This window comes from Flavobacterium sp. KH_035 (assembly GCF_057839565.1).
In genome coordinates this window covers 1756173-1776489 of record NZ_CM174492.1, presented here as the reverse complement: position 1 = coordinate 1776489, position 20317 = coordinate 1756173, and the positions used below count along the sequence as shown (strand labels likewise).

Below are 20317 nucleotides of genomic sequence, written 5' to 3'. Positions count from 1 at the left end.
GAATCATGAAAAAAATACATACATTTTTAATCCTTTTATTCCTAACTGGAATTATGCAAGCACAAGACCGTCCACAACCAAAACCAGGGAACTCGCCTGTAGTCAACATCAAAAAACCACAAACTTTTGTTTTGGCAAACGGGATGAAGGTTTTGGTAGTTGAAAATCATAAATTACCCCGAGTAAGCTTTAACCTAACACTAGACAACGCTCCTTTTACAGAAGGAAACAAAAAAGGTGTTGATGATTTAACAAGCAGTTTGATTGGTAACGGAACTAAAAAAACAACCAAAGAAGCTTTCAACGAAGAGATCGACTTTTACGGAGCAAATATTAATTTTTCTTCTTCAGGAGCTTCTGCAAGTTCGCTTTCTAAATACTCAGGACGTGTTTTAGAACTTTTAGCCGAAGGAGCTTTCCAACCGAATTTTACTCAGGCAGAATTTGATAAGGAAAAAGCAAAATTAATCGAAGGACTTAAAGCCGACGAAAAAAGCGTTCCTGCAATTGCAAACAGAGTTGTTGATGTTCTGGCTTTTGGAAAAAATCACCCTTCAGGAGAATATCTTTCAGAAGAAACCGTAAAAAATGTGACTCTTGCTGATGTTCAGTCCAATTATGCGACTCATTTTGTTCCTGAAAATGCTTATTTGGTAATTATTGGTGATGTTAAATTTAAAGAAACCAAAGCAGCGGTAGAAAAACTTTTTAGCGGATGGAAAAAACAAGCCGCTCCAAAAAACACTTACCCTACTCCGGAGAACGCTTCTAAACTTCAAATTGATTTTGTTGATGTTCCGAATGCGGTTCAATCTGAAATTTCATTGGTAAATATCGTAAATTTAAAAATGAGCGATCCTGATTTTTTCCCTGCTGTAATTGCGAATCAAATTTTAGGAGGTGATTTCAACAGTTACCTAAACATGAATTTACGTGAGAAACATGCCTGGACGTATGGTGCTCGCTCCAACATTGGAAGCGGAAAATATGTAACCAAATTTAGAGCTTCTTCTGCCGTTAGAAACACTGTAACTGATAGTGCAGTAGTGCAATTTATTAAAGAAATCAAAAGAATCAGAACTGAGAAAGTTTCTGAAGACATTTTGAAAAATGTAAAAGCCGGATATATTGGACGTTTTGTAATGCAGATTGAAAAACCACAAACCGTTGCTCAATATGCTTTAAACATTGAAACAGAAAAACTTCCTGCTGATTTCTACGAAAAATACATTCAAACCATAAACAATGTAACCGCTGACGATATTTACCGCGTTGCCAACAAATACTTTTTACTGGACAATATGCGAATTGTTATTGCCGGAAAAGGTTCTGACGTGATTACAGGTTTAGAGAAACTTCAAATTCCGATTTTCTATTTCGATAAATACGGAAATCCTGTTGAAAAACCAGTAACCAAAAAAGAAGTTCCAGCCGGAATTACCGCTAAAACAGTTTTCGAAAACTACCTTAAAGCAATTGGTGGAGAAAAAGCAGTTACGGCCGTTAAAACACTTTCGATGACTGGATCTACAACTGTTCCGCAAGCTCCTGCCCCATTAACATTTACTTCTAAATTAGATTCAAAAGGAAAAATGATGGTTTCTCTTGCAATGGGAACAATGAATTTAATGAAACAAGTGGTGAATGACAAAGGTGCTTATATCGAACAACAAGGACAACGTAAAAACCTTGAAGGAACCGATCTTGCAGAAATGAAAGCTAGTGCTGCTCCTTTTGAAGAACTTCAACTTGCAAAAAGAGCCGACTTAAAAGTAGACCGTATCGAGCCTATTAATGGTAAAGATGCTTATGCAATCAAAGAAGGTAAAACAACTTATTTCTACGATGTTAATTCAGGGCTTAAACTGGCCGAATCAAAAGATCGTGAACAAGGTGGAAAAGCAACTACACAAATCACAAACTTCAACGACTATAAAGATGTAAAAGGGATAAAAGTTCCTTTTAACATTGTTCAGAATGTAGGTTTTGAATTAGACATCAAAATGTCTGATATCAAAATCAACGAAGGAGTTTCTGAAGCAGATTTCTTATAAGATAAGGTACTAAGGTCCTGAGACACTAAGATTTTTGAGGTTTAGTCAAAGTTTAAAACTTTGACTAAACCTCTTCTTTTTTGACAGGCACAGCAAAGTCGAAGTCCCCCGCCCCAATTGATGCGCCCTTCGACTCCGCTCAGGGCGACAAAACAAAACAAAACAAAACAAAAGAAAGGCTGTCAGTTACGACAGCCTTTCTCATCTTAATCATTCAACCTCTAAATAAGGGCTTAAAATTTCCGCTAATTCATTCAGCCAGTAAAAGCCGTTTTCAAGGCTTGTTTTGTCTGTCTCAAATGTTTCACATTCTCTCATCATACTTAAAGCAAGCAGATAATTTACTTTTCGAATTGTCTTTGCCATAAATTCAGGATCTACTGATTTGCTGAAAAAATCAATCAATTTCAATTCTGTCTCTTTCGAAAGGGTGTTTGTACTCATAATTTAGAACAGTTAGGAAAATAGGAAGCCCGCACATTTTAGGTGTCCTACGCTGTTCAAGGCGTTGCGAATGTTTCCAATATCGCCACCATATTGCACGGGCAAAAGTTTTTTCGTAAATCATAATTAGAACAGTTAGGATCACAAAGATACCTAAAACCAATTAAATAAGTACGAATTTTCTTTAATAAATTAAATACAACCCCATATGCCTTAGCTGTCCTATGCAGTTAAGATAGCGTTGCAGTTGTTTCCAATACCACCAGCATATCATACGGGTATAAGTTTTTTCGATGTTACTTCAGCTTCAAAATGACAAACTTAACAAAAATATTCAGATGAAAATAACTGTCCTAGCCCCGATAGAAGTGGAAATCCTTTTGTGGCGGGGTTCGCCACAAAAGATTGGAACGAATAGCGGGATTAGCTCCTGAAAGAAAATTTGATCAAGACCAACAATAGCACTTCACACCTGAAATCTACTTTTTAGCCGATAAATACACCCCAATCAGGATTATAAAAGCGCCAAAAAACTGAATCGGTGTAAGCATTTCATTATCCAACAGTCCCCAGAAAAATGCCACGATCGGAATTAAATACGTTACCGAAGTTGCAAATACAGGCGATGACATTTGTATTAATTTAAAAAACAAAACATTGGCGATTCCAGTTCCCAGAACCCCTAAAATCATCACAAACAAAATAGAATGCTGCGTCGCTTCAAGACTTATTCTTTGAGGAAAATCGGTTGTACTTAAAATAAGCAAAGCCGGAACAAGCAACACCGCAAAATTTCCCGTGGTGATGCTCAGTGAATTTAAATCGGATAGATATTTCTTAATCAAATTGACATTTATCGCATAACTAAGCGTTGCAATAACAACAAGAATAACATAATAATAATTTTGCCCAGGATGTGAAGATGCCCCACTTAAAACCAACAACAAACACCCAACCAAACCAACAAAAACGCCGACAACCTGCCTTTTTTGAAATTGGATTCCAAAAATAAGTACACCTAAAACCAATGTATTTAAAGGCGTAAGCGAATTCATAATAGCCACGATCGAACTGTCGACTTCCGTTTCGGCAATTGCAAAAAGAAATGCTGGTATAAAGGTCCCAAAGAAAGAAGTTATGGCAACAAATTTCCATTGACGACGCGAAATCTTCTTCAAACTCTTAAAGCCAACAATCAGCAAAAACAAAGCTGCAAATATAATTCGGAACGAACCAACCTGAACCGCTGTCAATCCCACCAAACCTCTTTTGATGAGGATAAAAGAACTTCCCCAGATTAGCGAGAGTACCAATAAATAAGCCCACTTTAATTGTTTTGCGTCCATAAATCGTATTTTACTGCAAATTTGTAATAATTTTACGAATTGACCTCTTCCTTTTTACTAATTTTGCAAAGAACATTATTCGCAAATTAAAATCTTATAATATGAAATTTACAAAAATCATCGCTGCTATTGCCATCGCAGGTTTAGTAATGGTAAGCTGCAAAAAAGAAGAAGATAAAAATCTGGCTAATATAAAATCAGAGAACACAGCTCCTAAACAACACAAAGCAATTGCTGCCGAAAATGTACAGACTTCAAGTTTTAAAATCGAAGGAATGACTTGTGCAATGGGATGCGCCAAAACGATCGAGAAAGAATTATCAAATCTGGACGGTGTAGAAAAAGCAACCGTTGATTTTGAGAAAAAAACAGCAACTGTGGTTTTTGACAAAACGGTTCAAAACCAGGAAAATTTAACCAAGACAGTTCAGGCAACCGGAGACGGCAAAACGTATAAAGTTTTAGATATCAAATCGTAAATTAGGCGATTATTCAGTTCTAAAAGAATTGACAAAAAACAAATCTTTAAACAGTAGTAAACTCAGGCTTGCTACTGTTTTTTTTTACAAATCACCTTCAATACAGCCCTTAAAAACAATGGAACTTAAATTTAGCCACATAGACATCTTAGTTAACGATCTGCAATTGGCATGCGACTATTATGCAAAGATCCTCGGAGCAACGATCTCGAAAAAATTCACCTGGGAGAGAGGCGAGTTACGCGTTACCTACGCTGTTGTAAAAATTAGTGAGGAACGATTTATGCTAGTGCAGCCTTTTTCCGGAAATCTAAAGAACCTAATAATCTCAAAGGGCGAAGGAACAATTTACCGTCATTGTTATTCTACTCCCGACATCGAAGCTGCTTTTGACGAATTAGTAAATTCAGGCGTGCAGCCGGAAGATGAAAACGGAAATGCCTTGTCACGAGAAAGTCTTAACTCTCCAAGTGGCGTTAGAATCATCTGGCTTCCGAAACGTTTTGGAGAATTCTCGATTGAAATCCTCGAAGAAGCAGGACTTCAACAATTTATGAATGAAGCCTTTTCTGCTCCCTGATTTGTAAATAATAAAATTCGCTGCTCTGAAAGAGCCTTAGCAATAGTATAGTGCAACGCACTATATGGATTATAATAATTATTTTTTTCGCCCTGAAAGGGCAAAAGCCTAAGCTCAAAGGAAAATGCCTATTCAAGTCTGGCTTACCATTTTTTTTAAGCGAGCCGATTTTGAGTAGAATCAATATCACGTAAACCTGCTCTTGCCCTTTCAGGGCAATACCCCCATTTATTTAGTTCATAGTGCGTTGCACTATGCTCATTTTTCTTTTGGGCTTTCAGCCCGCTTAATCCGAAATTTTTATACCTGATCGTAAATTTTCTGATTCCACAGATTTTCAGACTGACCCAAAAAGGCTTTCAAATAAAATGCCCCCAAACAGTGTCTAACTTTTTGGGGGCAGTATAAAATTGAGTGTATCTTTTATTTCCACTTTAATGTTTCCATCAATCGCTGCATATCATTTCTGATGTAACTCGCAGCCGGCATAACGGAATCAAAATTAGGTTTAGCATAAAAATAAACCGATCCTGTGATAAAATGTTTTGTACTGTCGGTCACGTAAAATTGTGAGTTTGTAGCAGCGTTTCCATCTACTCGGTAAAACATGCCGTAGACCTTTTTTTCCGGGTTTAAATATGGCTGTTCTAAGATATCATCGGCTTTAATAACATGCTCATAAGTTAATTTCTGAGCATCTTTAAGCAATTTTTCAATATCACCATGAACCGGCTTGTAAGTCAGGTAAATTGTAGCTTTCATCTTTGGATAGGTAATCGCAAATCCGCAATTTTTCTCTCCTTTGATTACGGCCGCTTCATTCATTTCAAAAGTAAACGGGCAATTATTTTCAAAACCTACGTATTTTGCTTCAGGATAATCCAAACGAAGGAAACTTGCGGGCTTTGGTACCACATCATCTTTACAGCTTATAACCGTCAATGCCAGTAAAATTGTTGCTATCGAAATTGTCTTTTTTAGCATTCTTAATCTATTGTTACTTTTATTTGTTTTACACGTTTCTTATCCACAGTTTCTATAGTAAAAATGCAGTTTTCAAACGCTATTTTTTGATCTTTTTTAGGGAAATTACCAAGGATTTCCAAAATAAACCCCGCCAGTGTCTCGGCCTCACCTTTACGAGATTCAAAGATTTCTTCGTTAACATCTACAATTCTGTAAAAATCCTTGAGATTAATTTTTCCTTCAAAAAGAAAATTCTTTTCATCAATCTGAGAAAAATTGAGGTTCTCATCGTCGAACTCGTCACTAATATCTCCTACAATCTCCTCGATAACATCTTCCAGCGAAACTAAACCTGATGTTCCTCCATATTCATCAACTACGATCGCCAAATGGCTTTTAAGGCTTTGGAAATCTTTCAGCAAATTATCCAGTTTCTTATTTTCCGGAACAAAAAATGCTTCTCTGATTAACGACGTCCAGTCAAATTCTTCCTTATCAATATGAGGCAGTAAATCCTTCACAAACAAAACGCCTTCTATCTGATCAATATTGTCACGGTATACCGGAATTCTCGAAAATCCTTTTTCAATTATTTTTGGACAAATCCCAGCAAACGACTCAGACATTTCTAATGCAAAAATATCAATCCTCGGACTCATTACCTGTTTTGTATCGGTATTACCAAAAGACACTATACCTTCCAGTATCTTTTGCTCTTCGCTTGATGTACCTTCAGAATCTGTCAATTCTAATGCTTGTGAAAGCTGATTAATAGAGAAATTGTTTTTCTGTTTTCCCAATTTGTTGTGCAAATATAAGGTAACACTACGCATAGGCAAACTGATTGGCGATAGTAATTTATCCAAAACCAGCAACGGATAAGCCATTCGTTTCGCAAATTTTACATTATTACGGCTCGCATAAACTTTAGGAAGTATTTCTCCAAACAGCAAGATCAGGGAAGTAACCAGAATGATCTCGAGAATAAACTTAAGGATTGGCGAATCAATATTAGCAAAAATACTTTGCCCTGTATAAGAGAACAAAATAACAACTCCAATATTAAAAAAGTTATTTGCTACTAATAAGGTCGCTAAAAGTTTCTTGGGTTTATCTAAAAGATTAGAAATAATCTTTCCTTTCGACTGATTTTCCTGTAATGTGTTGTCGATGTCTTTTTGAGACAAAGAGAAAAGTGCCACTTCGGCACCTGAAACTATTGCCGATAAAAACAGCAAAACAAATATTCCGACAAAACCAATTATCAAATTGATGTCTAGTGTCGTATTAAAAAACAAACTGGGCTCCGGGTCCAAATTAAAAAAGATTAGTTAAACAATCAAAAAGGCAAATCATTAACAGGTAAGCCTTCGTTCGCCGCGTCAAAGTTAGTGTTTTTTGCCGGTTCTGTATCGGGAATAGGTTTATGATTTCCGGTTTCTTTTTTGGTAGTCAAGAAGGTAAACTCCGTAACCTGAATTTCTGTAGTATATTTTGTAGTACCATCTTCAGCTTGCCATTGACGTGATTTTATACGTCCTTCAATATAGATCTTGTCACCTTTAGACAAGTATTTCTCGCAAATTTCGGCCGCCTTATTACGTACAACCAAATTGTGCCATTCTGTTGACGTTATTTTTTCATTGGTCGTTTTATTGATATAAACCTCATTTGTAGCCAACTGAAAACGTCCGATGCAATTTCCTCCATCAAAATAATGCATTTTTACATCATCACCTAAATGGCCAATTAACATCACTTTGTTTAATGTTCCGTTCATAATTTATTAGTGGTATTTATCCCAAAGATACATTTTTTTTGCAAATTATTTCCTGCTTTTCGATAAAATTATAAATCACAATTGGAAAAGGAAAACTTTTTAAATCACTGGCATTCAACCCATTTACTATCACCTCCTTTATTTTAACCTTCCAGAACTGTATGTGTAAATGTTGGTGCGAAAGTTTATGAATAACAGTGCTCTCTGCATAATCTTCTATACCTATTATTGTATACGACGAAAAAACACTGTCTTTAACAGCTTTTGAAACCACATCAAAGTCTACAATTTCAGTAGTTTCTAAAAGCGGAAACTCATATAAGTTATGCCAGATTCCTTTTGCCGTTCTTTTCTGAATTAAAGTATTCCCTAAAACGTCTTCTAAAATCAGATAATTAAAGAAACGATTTATTACTTTAACTTTCTTAGACTTAACCGGTAAAACAGCAACCTTTTTCTTTTGTAATGCTGCACAGCTATCATTAAAGTCACAAACGGTACAATCCGGACTTTTAGGTACGCACTGTAAAGCCCCAAATTCCATTATCGCCTGATTAAAAACAGCAGGATTGTCTTTTGGCATTAATTCGTGCGCCAATTCAGTAAATTCTTTTTTAGTTGCGGGTGCAGCAATATCCGATTCGATATCAAAATAACGGGAAAATACTCTAAATACATTTCCATCAACAACAGGAACAGCTTCATTGTAAGAAAAAGAAGCGATTGCAGCAGCTGTATATTCGCCAACTCCTTTTAATTTTAAAAGTTCTTTATAATTAGGAGGGAAAATTCCATTTAGTTCATTTGCGACATATTGAGCCGTTTTATGCAAATTTCGGGCACGAGAATAATAACCTAATCCCTGCCAAAGTTTCAAAACCTGTTCTTCTGAAGCATTTGCTAAATCATATACAGTAGGAAATTCCTTCGTAAATGCAAAAAAATATGGAGTTCCTTGCGCAACTCGCGTCTGTTGCAACATAATTTCTGAGAGCCAAATATGGTATGGATTGGTCGTTTTTCGCCATGGCAAATCACGTTTGTTTTGTAAATACCATTTTATCAATATGTTAGAAAAATTCATTGCAAAATACTTAGAATACAAAAGTAAATGTTTATGTAATTAAAATTTAACGATTTAGCTTGATTAATTATTTTTTTAATTCCTATATTTGCAAACTCAAAAAAATAGTACACCATTTATAAAATAAAATAGGAAAGAAAATGACGAAAGCAGATATCGTAGCGAAAATTTCAGAGAAACTAGGTCTTGAAAAAGGAGATGTTCAAGCAACAGTAGAAACTTTTATGGAAGAAGTTAAAACTTCACTAGAAACTGGAGACAATGTTTACCTAAGAGGTTTTGGAAGTTTTATCGTAAAAACCAGAGCTGAAAAGACTGGTAGAAACATTTCTAAGAATACAACTATCAAGATTCCAGCACACAACATTCCTGCGTTTAAACCTGCAAAAGTTTTTGTAGAAGGAGTAAAAACAAATAACGAAGCAAAATAATACTATTAATTAATTATAAAATCGACACGATATGCCAAGTGGTAAAAAAAGAAAGAGACATAAGGTAGCTACTCACAAACGTAAAAAAAGAGCGAGAGCTAACCGTCACAAGAAGAAAAAGTAGTTTTAAACTACTTTTTTCTTTTTAAACGTTCATTGAAATTGAAAAAAGACGAAAGAGAAAAGAGAAAAGAAAATAGAATATAGACGTAAAAATCTATCTTCTATACTCTGTTCTCTATTAATCTTCTTTTCCCCGGGTTCAATACCTGTTAAAAATATTGTTTAATCCATCTGTAAATAAGATTTTAGATCTTAGATTTTAGATTTTAGATTTTCTTAAAGTCTATGCTCTTTTCTCTATACTCTATTTTCTGAAAAAACAGATAAAAATTTACAGTGTGAATAAAGAATTAATCATTAGATCTAGTTCTGAAGCCGTAGATTTTGCCTTATTAAAAGATGGAAAACTAATTGAATTACACAAAGAAGAAGAGAAAAGCAATTTTCAGGTTGGTGATATTTTTATCGCCAAGATACGAAAACCAGTTGCTGGACTTAATGCTGCTTTTGTAAATGTAGGCTTCGAAAAAGATGCCTTTTTACATTATCACGATTTAGGACCTAACTTAGCTTCTCAACTGAAATTCATAAAACTTGTAAGCGCAGGTAAAATAAAAGATTTCTCCCTAAAAACCTTTCAGTTTGAAAAAGAGATTGACAAAGATGGCATCATTACTGATATTTTAAGTGCCAATCAATCTGTTTTAGTTCAAGTTGTAAAAGAACCTATATCGACCAAAGGTCCAAGAATAAGCGCTGAGCTTTCATTGGCAGGAAGATTTATTGTTCTCGTTCCGTTTTCTGACCGTGTTTCTATTTCTCAAAAAATAGAAGACAAAAAAGAAAAGGATCGCCTAAAAAAACTTGTTCTATCGATCAAACCTAAAGGATTTGGTGTTATTGTTCGCACAGTAGCCGAAGGCAAAAACGTAGCCGAATTAGAAAAAGATTTGCAGAACCTGCTTGGCAGATGGACTGCAATGTGTAAAAAATTACCAACTGCTCATCATCCCTCAAAAGTATTAGGAGAACTCAACAGAGCTTCTTCAATATTAAGAGATGTATTCAATGATACCTTTAGCGGTATTCAAATAGATGACGAAGAGTTGTACCATCAAACGAAGGAATATCTGCAAGAAATTGCACCTTCAAAACAATCGATTGTTAAGTTTTATCAATCAAATGACACTCCAATTTTTGAGAAATACAATATAGAGAGACAAATCAAAACTTCATTTGGAAGAACCGTCTCCATGAGTAAAGGTGCTTATCTTATCATCGAACACACTGAAGCTCTTCACGTTATAGACGTAAACAGCGGAAATCGTTCGAATAAAGCAACCAACCAGGAAGACACTGCCATGGAGGTGAATATGATTGCCGCCGCCGAAATTGCCAGACAACTTCGTTTGCGTGATATGGGGGGAATAATCGTAGTTGATTTTATCGATATGTCTAATCCTGAAAACAGGAAGGTTTTGTTCGACTTCTTGCGAGAAGAAATGAGCGACGATAAAGCAAAGCATAAAATCTTACCGCCTAGTAAATTTGGTTTAGTTCAAATTACCAGACAACGCGTAAGACCAGAAGTTAATATTAAAACTAGAGAAGAAGATCCAAACAATGAACATGGCGAAATTGAAGCGCCAATTTTAATCATTGATAAAATCTCATCTGATTTAGATAGAATCTTAAAAACCCACAAGGGTGTTGTACTTAATGTACATCCGTTTGTGGCTGCATACCTCAGCAAAGGTTTTCCATCATTACGTTCAAAATGGTTTTTTGAACATAAGAAATGGGTGAAAATCATACCTCGTGACGCTTACACGTACTTAGAATACCATTTCTATGATAAAAAAGGAAATGTTATTTCAGAATAAAAATCAAAACCGCCTTTCGAAAGACTGGCGGTTTTTTTATGTGTTTTTTTTTTAGCCACGAATTACACGAATTAATTTTTGCAATAATTTGTGAATTGCTTCACCTGCTCACTATCGCCCGAGTCGTGGTGAATGATTTTATTTAGGAGCAATTTCCAGCTATCCGCTTGTATCTTTTCCTGTCTAAAGAAGCCAGAAAAAGGATACCGCTCCTATCTAGGCTACGAACTCGTTTTCATAAGAAGTTTTTCTGTCATTCCGAAAACAAATAACAAACAGTGTGGAATTTGGAATTTAAAAATTGGCGTTTATTTTTTCCTTCTATTCCCTAACAATTTCTATTTTTCTCCTAATTTCATTTCCAAAAGCATCTACAACTGTGATATAATGCGTTCCTGAAGTTGGGGCAACAGGCAATTCGTGAAAGGTTTTTGTGGTTGCTTTATAAACATCATCCACGTACCAAAAGAGTTCTTTATCCCGTTCAGAATAGGCTACTTTTAGAATGACAGGCTGGACTTCACTATTAAAATTCTTCGTTAAATAAATTTTACCATTAGTTTTTGGATAAATAAAATCCATTGTTTTGGCTTGCGTACCCTCACAGCCTTCTTTAAACGGAGGCAGAGGCAGGTATTCGATATGTTGGCTCTTGTAATACCATGCCATAACCGGAGGCAAAATAAACCAGTTTTTAGTCACTATATTATCAATGTTTTCGCAGCTGCTATTTACCTGAAACTGTTCGGCCCTATCCAAATGAACGGTTTTATGATACGGACAAACACCTGTTGATTTTCCTTTTTTAGGAACCCATTGTTTCATTTTAGGACATTCGTCTTTGGCTAAGTAGCCACTTAAACGACACACCTCAACTTCTTCTAAATCCTTATAAGGCGTTTGAAACCATTTTTGTCTCGGCAGTAAATTAAAAATATCAAATAAAATTGGCGCAGCACTTGTAACTCCCGTTAAGGTAGGCCTGCCCTCGCCTGTTGCATTTCCAACCCAGATGCCTACTACATATTTTGAATTGGTACCAATTGCCCACGCATCACGATTACCAAAACTAGTTCCGGTTTTCCAGGCAATTTTAAGAGAGCTGTCGTAAAACTTCCAAGCTTCATCTCCTTCTGGTCTGTTTACTTCTTCCATGGCATTGTAAGCCGCCCAAATTGATCCGGCGCCCAAGATGTTCTTCTGATCACTTTCCGAGCCAAAATCAGGCTCAAAATTGCTCTTATAATTTAATTCTGTAAATTCATTCGTTCGGTATTGTGCCTGATTCTTAACATAATAGTTTAATGTAGAAGACAGATTCGCATACGTTCGGCATAAATCCCACAAATTACTTTCGGCTCCTCCCAAGATAAGGGACAATCCGTAGTGATCCGGTGTTTTATTAATATCGCGTAATTTGAACTTTTGCAATTCCTCATAGAATTTATTGACTCCAAACTCCTGCAACATTAAAACTGACGGAATGTTTAGCGAACGTGATAAAGCCCGATGTGCCGGTACCGCGCCATCAAAGGTCAGATTGAAATTTTGCGGAGTATAACCTGCAATCTGCGTTGGAATGTCGGCAACCAAAGTATTCGGCAGTAATTCACCATCGTCCAGCATTCCGGCATATAAAAGCGGTTTCAGGATACTTCCTGTACTTCTTGGGGCATCAATAATATCAACATCTTTTTGGTGATCTTTATCCGTTGGAGCATTCCCAACATAACTAATCACATTTCTATTGGAAACATCAATTACCAGAATAGCCAGATTATGCACTTCATTCTGTTTGTATTGATTGTAATTGTACCTGGCAATTTGATTGACTCTGTTTTGTAAAGCATAATCAATTGTTGTTTTCACCTTGGTTCCTTCCTCATCTTTAGCAACCCTCTGCAACAGATGCGGTGCTATTTGAGGTAAATCGTATGGCTTTTGCGGTAAAGGTTCCTCAACTGCAAGTTCATAGGTTTGTTTGTCAATTACGCCTTCCTGATACAGTTTCAGCAAAAGCCTGTTTCGTTTGTTCAATAATTTTATTTGATTTTTACCCGGATAAATCAGACTCGGCGCATTGGGTAAAACTGCCAGTGTAGCATTTTCTGCCCAAGACAATTGATTCGATTGCACACCAAAATAGCGCCACGCGGCCATTTCAAGGCCTACAACATTTCCTCCAAACGGAGCATGAGCTGCATACAATTCGAGAATTTCATTCTTAGAATACCCCAATTCCAATCGGGTTGCGAGAATCATTTCGATCAGTTTTTCAAAATAAGTTCTTCCCTTTCCTTTTCGGGACAATCGGATCACCTGCTGTGTCAGTGTACTTCCGCCACGAACTACTTTTCCTGCTTTTCGGTTTTGCTTGATCGCATTTACCATCGCAACCGGGTTAAAACCGGGATGTTTATAAAAGTACTCGTCTTCAAAATAAACGATACATTTTTTGAATTTATCCGGTACGCTGTCCTGTGCCGGAAAACGCCATTGTCCGTCACGGGCAATTTTAGCACCAAGTAATTCTCCTTCTTTACTTTCAATAACCGTTGAGTACGGCTCTTTAAACAACGTTCGGGGTATAGAGAAATAATAAATCAGCAAGAGCACAAATGCAATTGCTGATTTTATTTTATTCTTTTTTATCCAGTTTATAATGCGCTGTAAAAACGCTTTTAATTTATTTTTCAAAGTTTAGTAATAATTTTAGCCCACGGGTTTTACGGATTAAACAGGTTCGCACAGATCTTTTTTATTGGATTAGACTGGATTAAATTTAATCAGTGAACATCCGCTTAATCCGTAAAACCCATGGGCCATTTTATTTTCTATTTCACGACCTCAACCCAGAACCCTTTTGTTCGGGCCAGAAATGTATTGTCGTACATGGCTTCACACTGTAATCCCGGCAAATAATAATTCCCTAAATACGATGCGTTTAACAAAATTCGGAATACTTTGGCTTCTCTGGCTTTCATTCCAAAATAGAAATTGGTTCTGTCGTCACGAATATCAATATAATCTGCAATATTATTTGTTGCATCACCATAATCTGTGAAACGGGTATTAACGATTTCAAATCCTGAAGGCAAAATTTGCGACAGTGCCACATTCTGAACGCTTTCATTTCTTTGATTTCTTACCGTAACTTCTGCAACAAACTCGGTTCCCTGACTGATTTTCGAAACATTAATGACACTTCCTTTTCTGTTTTTGAAAACAATATTGGCAGAGACATCACTCTGAATTGCATTTTCCTGTCCTATTGGTAATATTCCGGTATTTAAAACACGAACATAAACGGTATTGTTTTTAAGATTCTTCAAAACAACACTATTTACACCTGTCTGAACGATTAAACTTCTGTCTGCGATAGTTTTTTGTGTACTAATAGTTTCAACTTTTCCGTTTTTACTAAATTGGAGATTAATTCCTTTTGGTCCGTTGCTCGCAGCAAATTTAGACATGGCATACAGGCAGTAAGCTGTTGTTTGTGTGCTCATCCATTGGTTCGTCGACATTTCTTTAGCCAGTTTTGAAGCCATAGTGAATGCTTTTTGTTTTTGTCCTAAAAGCAGCATCGTTTCTAAGGCCATTGCTCTGTTTCTTTCGCTTGAACCATAGTAGTAATAACTATACTCACTGGATTCATTATCGATACTGCTACGCAATAATAAATTTTGTCCGGCCGATTTCTGCCCGGCTAAAACATACGCAGCTGCCAGACGAAGCATACTTTCATTTGAAATACCTTTTGTTTCACGCAATCTGTTCATCGAAGACAAATCTGCATTGCCTGCCAGAGCTAATGTATACAATCTATAGGCCTGAGCAAGATCATTGCCATACTTCGCTTCAAAACGCCATTGTTTGGCTTCTTTTTGCTGGTATGAAATCCATTTTGATTTGAAGTTAATCGGTAAAACATATCCTTTTTTCTCTGCTTCAATCAGGAAATGTCCGGCATATGAAGATCCCCAATCATCGGCGGTTGTATTTCCCTGCCAATACGATAAGCCACCGGAAGGCAATTGAAAACTTCCTAATTTGGTAATCCCGGCTGTTATATTTTTCTGGATAATTCCTTTTCGGGTATTGTCCACATCGACAATATCACTTAAAAACAACTGTGGAAAAACAGACGAAGTAGTTTGCTCTACACAGCCATGCGGATACTGAATAAGGTATTGCAGTCTTCCATTCAAATTGATGGTTGGCATTGACGAAACTTCCAATCTGGCTTTATTACTTCCCGAAACTCCAAAGGTTTTCCATGTAATTGTTTTGGTACTGTTTGGAGGTAAAACAACATCGGTATAGGTATTGGTAACCGGATTAGGATTGGTCATATCAATCTCGACATCATAAACCGATCTCTCTTTTCCGGAGGTCGCAATTACCTGAACCTTAGCAATTCCGGTAGCAGAACCTACTACGAGATTAAAATACGCCATTTTTTCATCAGGCTGTGCAAAATTCAGGCTTTGGATGGCACTTCCCATTACTTTTAATCCGTTGCTGGTTCTAAGCTGAAGGGTTACTTTTTTAATATTCTTTTCGGTCGCAAAAACGGTAACCGGAAGCGTCACTTTTTCTGAAGGTGATATTTTTCTTGGCAACGAAGCCAATACCATCAGCGGACTTTTAACCGGAGTTGCTTTTTCTACACTTCCGTAGGCACTTGTATTGGCATCACCCGCCACAACCATGGTTCGAACAGAACCTATATACTTAGGTAGTTTTAACTGATGTGCTTTTGTTTGGCCTTTTTCTAATTTAAACGGTCCGTAATACAACACTACAGGTTTAAATCGGTTGGCTTTTTTGGCTTTACCGCCTCCTAAATCCTGATCTCCTCCAATACTGAAAATTTGATTTATTTTTCCGCCATAGGCCCCGATTACATCATCGTAAACATCCCAGGTTTTAACCCCCAATGCTTCGCGAACATAAAAACTGTCCCAGGCATTTGGTGTCTTAAAACGAGTTAAATCCAAGAGTCCTTCATCTACAACTGCAATCGTATAGGTCATTTCTTTCCCTGTTTTCTCTCCAACTTTCACAGTAAAAGTCTGCTCCGGTTTTAAGACATCCGGCATTGAAAGGGTTGGTGCGAGAATGGTATTTTTATCCACCACTTCGATCGGAACGATTCCGTACATACGAATAGGCGAATCGTTTTTAGTAGAAGCGTGTGGCTGTAAAAGTGTGATATTAAAATATACGTTTGGTGCCATTGCGGCCGTAATTGGAATCTCAACTTTGGTTTCTCCCTGTTTTGTTTTAGCCCAGATTGTCTGTACCACTTTTGATCCGTTTTCAATAGAAATCAAAGCACGGCCACCTTCACTTGAAGGGAAAGATATTTGCGCCTTTTCGCCTACCGCATAATTTTTCTTATCGGTAGAAAACACTAACATATTGGCGGTTGATGCATCTCTGTTACGGGTTTTTCCGGACCAGATTGGCCAGTCAATATTCACGGTTAAAGCAGTTGCATGTCCATCAGTATTATCTGCAACACGTATTAAGTAACGCCCCCATTCTTCATCGGTTAAAGAAAACTGAACACTTCCTTTCCCACTGGAATCTGTATTAACCACGAAAGTTTGATATGAAGTTGTCGCATTCGATGAATTATAATTAGAGAGATTATCACTCGAAGCATCCCACCACCAACGCCACTCTACTTTATATACTTTTACTTCCAGATTTCTAACTGATTTTGGCCTTCCATTTTCATCAACAGTAACAATATCAAAACGATTGTTCGTTCTAGTTTCCAGCATTCCATATTTATTAGCTTCCGGCGCCTTTATTCCTACATAGGTTTTGTATGGCGAATAGGTAGTCGAAATAACATCGGTACTAAAATCACCTCCTTCTTCATATACTTTTGTAATAAATGAAGCGCGAAGCATTCCGGGAGCCTGTCCTTGCAATTTTGGCTGAATATTGACTGAAGCTCTTCCACTCTCATTTAATTTCCCGGAGAAAACATTGATTTCTTCCGTGCTGAACTGGCGTACCAGATCGTCAAAATTAAATTTCTCATATCCTTTAAAAGTAGTCGTTTGCTGCGAAAATTTTGCCTGCATTTCTACATTCAGATTTTTTGCAATGGCACCATGAAGCCAGGTCACTTCAAGATTACTGGTATTAGGATAAGATGATGATAATGTTTTTCTTAAGAAAGTATTTTTGATTTTTAAACGATTAGGTTTGATCGTTTCAATTTTAATGCTTTTGTAAAACTTAGCACCTCCTACACTTATCATTGCTTCCCAATTTCCGGTTGGAGCATCAGCACTTGTCGGAACTATAAAACTATAATGATTCAGGTCATTTGTTTTCTGAATGGTTTGATAGGTCGTTTTACCATTCGGATCGTTCAGTCGCAATTTAATTGGATGTGATTTCGGAAGTTTATTCGACACATCGTTTAAGATAAAGGACAAATACACATTATCTCCCGGACGCCAAACGCCACGCTCTCCATAGATAAACCCTTTTAAACCTTTTTGCAAAGTCTCCCCGGCAACATCAAAATTACTCACCGATAACGAATATCCGTCATCCAGTTTCACATAAGTCGATTGATCCCCCAAAGTAACAATAGCGAAATAGGCGAATTTATTGAGCTGAAACGAGGCAATTCCTTCGCTGCTCGTAGCGGCAGTCGCAATTTTTTGCTGTTGAAAGGTGTACAGATCCACTCTTGCGTTCGAAACAGGTTCTGTGGTTACAATATTATTTACGGCAAATAAGTACGATTTGTTTTCACCTCTTTTAGCTATAACTCCCAGATCTGTTGCTAAAATATTTGTCGCAATTCGGGCATTGTAATAGTAAGATCCTGAACAAGGGTCCTGACTTTCTCTCCAGTCGTAATCGTCATAATAGTAATCATCATACGAATTGCCACTGTAGTTTACATCATCTTCATCTACCTCTTCTTCCTCTTCGCCTTCTGAATCTCCTTCAGACGTTTCACATTTGTACAGTGAATATTTCTTTTTGTAAACAAATTCTACGCGATAAATAGCTCCCGGTTCAGGTGTAATTATTTTAGACAAATCCAAAGCAAAGGTGTTCCATTTAGCAGGATTTATCAATTTGCTTTCGATTAAATTAAGCGTGGTTTTCGCCACCGGCTGTGCTACTTTTTTGAGGTTCTGGCTTCCATTCAATTCATTATACTGAAGAAACTGAAGAATGTTATTCTTGTAAATTTTATACACTTTTACATCGACAGCACTTAAATTTACCGCTTCAAAATTCAATTTCAAATTGTTTGAACTTGGCAGAATCGTTCCGTTTTTAACAAATCTGACATTAGGTTTTATCTGGTCAAAAGTGATTTTTTCAGTATAATTTGCGTCCATCTTTTTGCCATACTGGCTTTCAATTCCCTGAAAAACTTCAAGCAGCAACTCCCCCGATAAAACTGGTTCCGGTTCCTGAGTCTCTTCCTCGTTCTGAACTACCACCACAGCACTATCCGTTACGGTTGCTACAGAATCAACAACGACCGCAGCGGAATCAACAGCTGCAACTGCACTTTCTTCTACAACTACCGGTACTTCCTTTTTCGCAGGAGCTGTATTACTAAAATATACTTTCAGCACATTTCCCTGCGTCGAAAATTTCAGATTGTTGGTATTCTGAATCGAAACCAATCCTTTAAAATCCTGTCCTTTTTCTAAGGGTTCCGAAAAATTAATTAAAATCGACTGATTGCTTCCTTCCGGAATATCGACTTTTACAATTTTAAATTCTTTTAAACCAGTAACAGCATAATCCAATTGCCCTTTTTGCTCAATATCAAAATCACCGCCATCGTATGCAATTTCCAGATTCGAAGCTTCTAAATAGCGTTGAATACTGTCAATTCTAAAATTGAATTCTTTGGCTGAACCTGTTTTTTTCTCGAATTTAATTTTAAGGTCACTCCCATTCTGACGGGCCGTAATTATTTTTTTAGCCGTTTCAATATCCATATTATCTGCCGTTTTTAAAACGCAGTTCAGATATTGGTAATCTTTGCTGTACGACTGAATATCCATCGTATTGATGGTGAAATCCTGCTTGATTGTTTTGACTGTAAAGTTGAATTTCGAAAGTGTTTCCTCCTTCTCTTTCGGAATAGTGATGAGTTTGTCTAAGTTTAAAGTCACCTGATATTCTGTTCCTGCTTCTAATTTTTTCTCAGGAATAAAAGCAATGGTATTAGTTGAAAGCGCCACTACTTTTCCGCGGACATTGGGCGAAATATCAAATAAATCGTCATCTAATTCCTGATTGACTTTCCATTCTTTTTTATCAAAAGCCAAAACGACTCTAATGTCAGATTCCGAAGAGACGATGCCCCCCGTAAAACTAACAATGTACTCTTTGAATAATGAAAAATCGGAATTGAAATCGGCAGCTGATTTTCTACCGCAGGATTGAAAAATAAAAAACACAAAAAACGCGAGAAATAGTCCTTTTACTTTCACTTTAATTTAGAATTACAGGTTTATGAATTTGGAAATTGACAGTACTGTCTAACTTTTACCATTAAACAGATAAACTAGTAGTACGTCAATTATATTGCATAAATATAACGTAATTTTCTAAATCTTTTAAGAGGAAAATTCAGTGAATTGATTTTTTTCTAAACCTTAGAAGAAAAGCTATTTTCGTCTCTCCACAAAAAAACGTTTCATTAAATCGGCAGCTTCATTTGCCATGATACCGGAAACAACAGTCGTTTTTGGATGTAATTTGGTTCCCATGGTCATAAAGCCACGTTGTTCATCGCGTGCACCAAAAACAATTTTAGAAATCTGACTCCAATACAAAGCTCCCGCACACATCTGACAAGGTTCGAGGGTGACATATAAAGTACAGTCTTTGAGATATTTTCCGCCTAAAAAGTTAGCCGCAGCAGTTATGGCCTGCATTTCGGCATGAGCTGTAACATCGTTAAGCAGTTCGGTTAAATTGTGACTTCTAGCAATGATTTTATCTGCAACCACAATGATTGCGCCAACAGGAATTTCGCCTTTATCAAAAGCCATTTCAGCTTCCTGCAAAGCTTTTTTCATAAAATATTCGTCGGTGAAGGGATTTATCATAAGTGCAAAAATAGGTTTTTTGAAATAATTTCCCCTGACCTAAAATCAAGAAAGTAGCAATCAAACCTTATCTTTTTCCAAT

At 36.7% G+C, this 20317-nt stretch carries 14 protein-coding genes; 5 read left to right on the top strand and 9 right to left on the bottom strand.

What is annotated here, in order from left to right; genetic code table 11:
• The first annotated feature begins 5 nt into the window (after window positions 1-5).
• Window positions 6-2054: a M16 family metallopeptidase gene (locus AC3IS6_RS07760; protein ID WP_489164374.1), complete on the top strand. Its 2049-nt coding sequence runs from the start codon at window positions 6-8 to the stop codon at window positions 2052-2054.
• Between the two features lie 210 nt (window positions 2055-2264).
• Here AC3IS6_RS07760 and AC3IS6_RS07755 read toward each other — a convergent pair whose 3' ends face one another.
• Together AC3IS6_RS07755 and AC3IS6_RS07750 are read right to left on the bottom strand one after the other, a co-directional pair.
• Window positions 2265-2498, bottom strand: a complete 234-nt coding sequence (locus tag AC3IS6_RS07755) for a hypothetical protein (RefSeq protein ID WP_263362624.1) — start codon at window positions 2496-2498, stop codon at window positions 2265-2267.
• A gap of 479 nt (window positions 2499-2977) precedes the next feature.
• Window positions 2978-3844, bottom strand: a complete 867-nt coding sequence (locus AC3IS6_RS07750) for a DMT family transporter (protein ID WP_489164373.1) — start codon at window positions 3842-3844, stop codon at window positions 2978-2980.
• A gap of 101 nt (window positions 3845-3945) precedes the next feature.
• Here AC3IS6_RS07750 and AC3IS6_RS07745 point away from each other — a divergent pair, with 101 nt between their 5' ends.
• Both AC3IS6_RS07745 and AC3IS6_RS07740 read left to right on the top strand, forming a co-directional pair.
• A complete protein-coding gene (locus AC3IS6_RS07745; RefSeq protein ID WP_489164372.1) occupies window positions 3946-4323 on the top strand; it encodes a heavy-metal-associated domain-containing protein in 378 nt (125 codons plus the stop codon).
• Between the two features lie 118 nt (window positions 4324-4441).
• Window positions 4442-4903 (top strand): VOC family protein, encoded by a 462-nt coding sequence (locus AC3IS6_RS07740; RefSeq protein WP_489164371.1) that lies wholly within the window; start codon window positions 4442-4444, stop codon window positions 4901-4903.
• 423 nt (window positions 4904-5326) lie between these two features.
• On the opposite strand, the gene gldD is transcribed toward AC3IS6_RS07740, so the two are convergent.
• Genes gldD through mutY form a run of 4 tightly spaced genes read right to left on the bottom strand, consistent with a single transcriptional unit; the run spans window position 5327 to window position 8733 of the window.
• On the bottom strand, window positions 5327-5887 hold the full coding sequence (gene gldD / locus AC3IS6_RS07735; RefSeq protein ID WP_489164370.1) for a gliding motility lipoprotein GldD: 561 nt from the start codon (window positions 5885-5887) through the stop codon (window positions 5327-5329).
• A 2-nt stretch (window positions 5888-5889) separates the two neighbouring features.
• Window positions 5890-7185: a gliding motility-associated protein GldE gene (locus tag AC3IS6_RS07730; protein WP_489164369.1), complete on the bottom strand. Its 1296-nt coding sequence runs from the start codon at window positions 7183-7185 to the stop codon at window positions 5890-5892.
• A gap of 23 nt (window positions 7186-7208) precedes the next feature.
• Entirely contained in the window at window positions 7209-7649 is a 441-nt protein-coding gene (locus AC3IS6_RS07725) for a single-stranded DNA-binding protein (RefSeq protein WP_489164368.1), read from the bottom strand.
• A 16-nt stretch (window positions 7650-7665) separates the two neighbouring features.
• Entirely contained in the window at window positions 7666-8733 is a 1068-nt protein-coding gene (gene mutY, locus AC3IS6_RS07720; protein WP_489164367.1) for an A/G-specific adenine glycosylase, read from the bottom strand.
• Window positions 8734-8873: 140 nt separating this feature from the next.
• Here mutY and AC3IS6_RS07715 point away from each other — a divergent pair, with 140 nt between their 5' ends.
• On the top strand, window positions 8874-9164 hold the full coding sequence (locus AC3IS6_RS07715; RefSeq protein WP_007805026.1) for an HU family DNA-binding protein: 291 nt from the start codon (window positions 8874-8876) through the stop codon (window positions 9162-9164).
• 401 nt (window positions 9165-9565) lie between these two features.
• Complete coding sequence (locus AC3IS6_RS07710; RefSeq protein ID WP_173964268.1) at window positions 9566-11110, top strand: Rne/Rng family ribonuclease; 1545 nt, start codon at window positions 9566-9568, stop codon at window positions 11108-11110.
• Window positions 11111-11431: 321 nt separating this feature from the next.
• On the opposite strand, the gene pbpC is transcribed toward AC3IS6_RS07710, so the two are convergent.
• From pbpC to AC3IS6_RS07695, 3 genes are all read right to left on the bottom strand, one after another.
• On the bottom strand, window positions 11432-13807 hold the full coding sequence (gene pbpC / locus AC3IS6_RS07705) for a penicillin-binding protein 1C (RefSeq protein ID WP_489164366.1): 2376 nt from the start codon (window positions 13805-13807) through the stop codon (window positions 11432-11434).
• Window positions 13808-13944: 137 nt separating this feature from the next.
• Complete coding sequence (locus tag AC3IS6_RS07700; RefSeq protein ID WP_489164365.1) at window positions 13945-19614, bottom strand: alpha-2-macroglobulin family protein; 5670 nt, start codon at window positions 19612-19614, stop codon at window positions 13945-13947.
• A 177-nt stretch (window positions 19615-19791) separates the two neighbouring features.
• Window positions 19792-20235, bottom strand: coding sequence for a nucleoside deaminase (locus AC3IS6_RS07695; protein ID WP_173964272.1), 444 nt, complete (start codon window positions 20233-20235; stop codon window positions 19792-19794).
• Window positions 20236-20317: the final 82 nt, after the last annotated feature.

Coding starts and splice junctions, on each gene's coding strand:
- gldD (WP_489164370.1), bottom strand. CDS start 5,887: ATGCTAAAAAAGACAATTTCGATAGCAACAATTTTACTGGCATTGACG.
- mutY (WP_489164367.1), bottom strand. CDS start 8,733: ATGAATTTTTCTAACATATTGATAAAATGGTATTTACAAAACAAACGT.
- AC3IS6_RS07760 (WP_489164374.1), top strand. CDS start 6: ATGAAAAAAATACATACATTTTTAATCCTTTTATTCCTAACTGGAATT.
- AC3IS6_RS07755 (WP_263362624.1), bottom strand. CDS start 2,498: ATGAGTACAAACACCCTTTCGAAAGAGACAGAATTGAAATTGATTGAT.
- AC3IS6_RS07715 (WP_007805026.1), top strand. CDS start 8,874: ATGACGAAAGCAGATATCGTAGCGAAAATTTCAGAGAAACTAGGTCTT.
- AC3IS6_RS07695 (WP_173964272.1), bottom strand. CDS start 20,235: ATGATAAATCCCTTCACCGACGAATATTTTATGAAAAAAGCTTTGCAG.
- AC3IS6_RS07745 (WP_489164372.1), top strand. CDS start 3,946: ATGAAATTTACAAAAATCATCGCTGCTATTGCCATCGCAGGTTTAGTA.
- AC3IS6_RS07750 (WP_489164373.1), bottom strand. CDS start 3,844: ATGGACGCAAAACAATTAAAGTGGGCTTATTTATTGGTACTCTCGCTA.
- AC3IS6_RS07725 (WP_489164368.1), bottom strand. CDS start 7,649: ATGAACGGAACATTAAACAAAGTGATGTTAATTGGCCATTTAGGTGAT.
- AC3IS6_RS07740 (WP_489164371.1), top strand. CDS start 4,442: ATGGAACTTAAATTTAGCCACATAGACATCTTAGTTAACGATCTGCAA.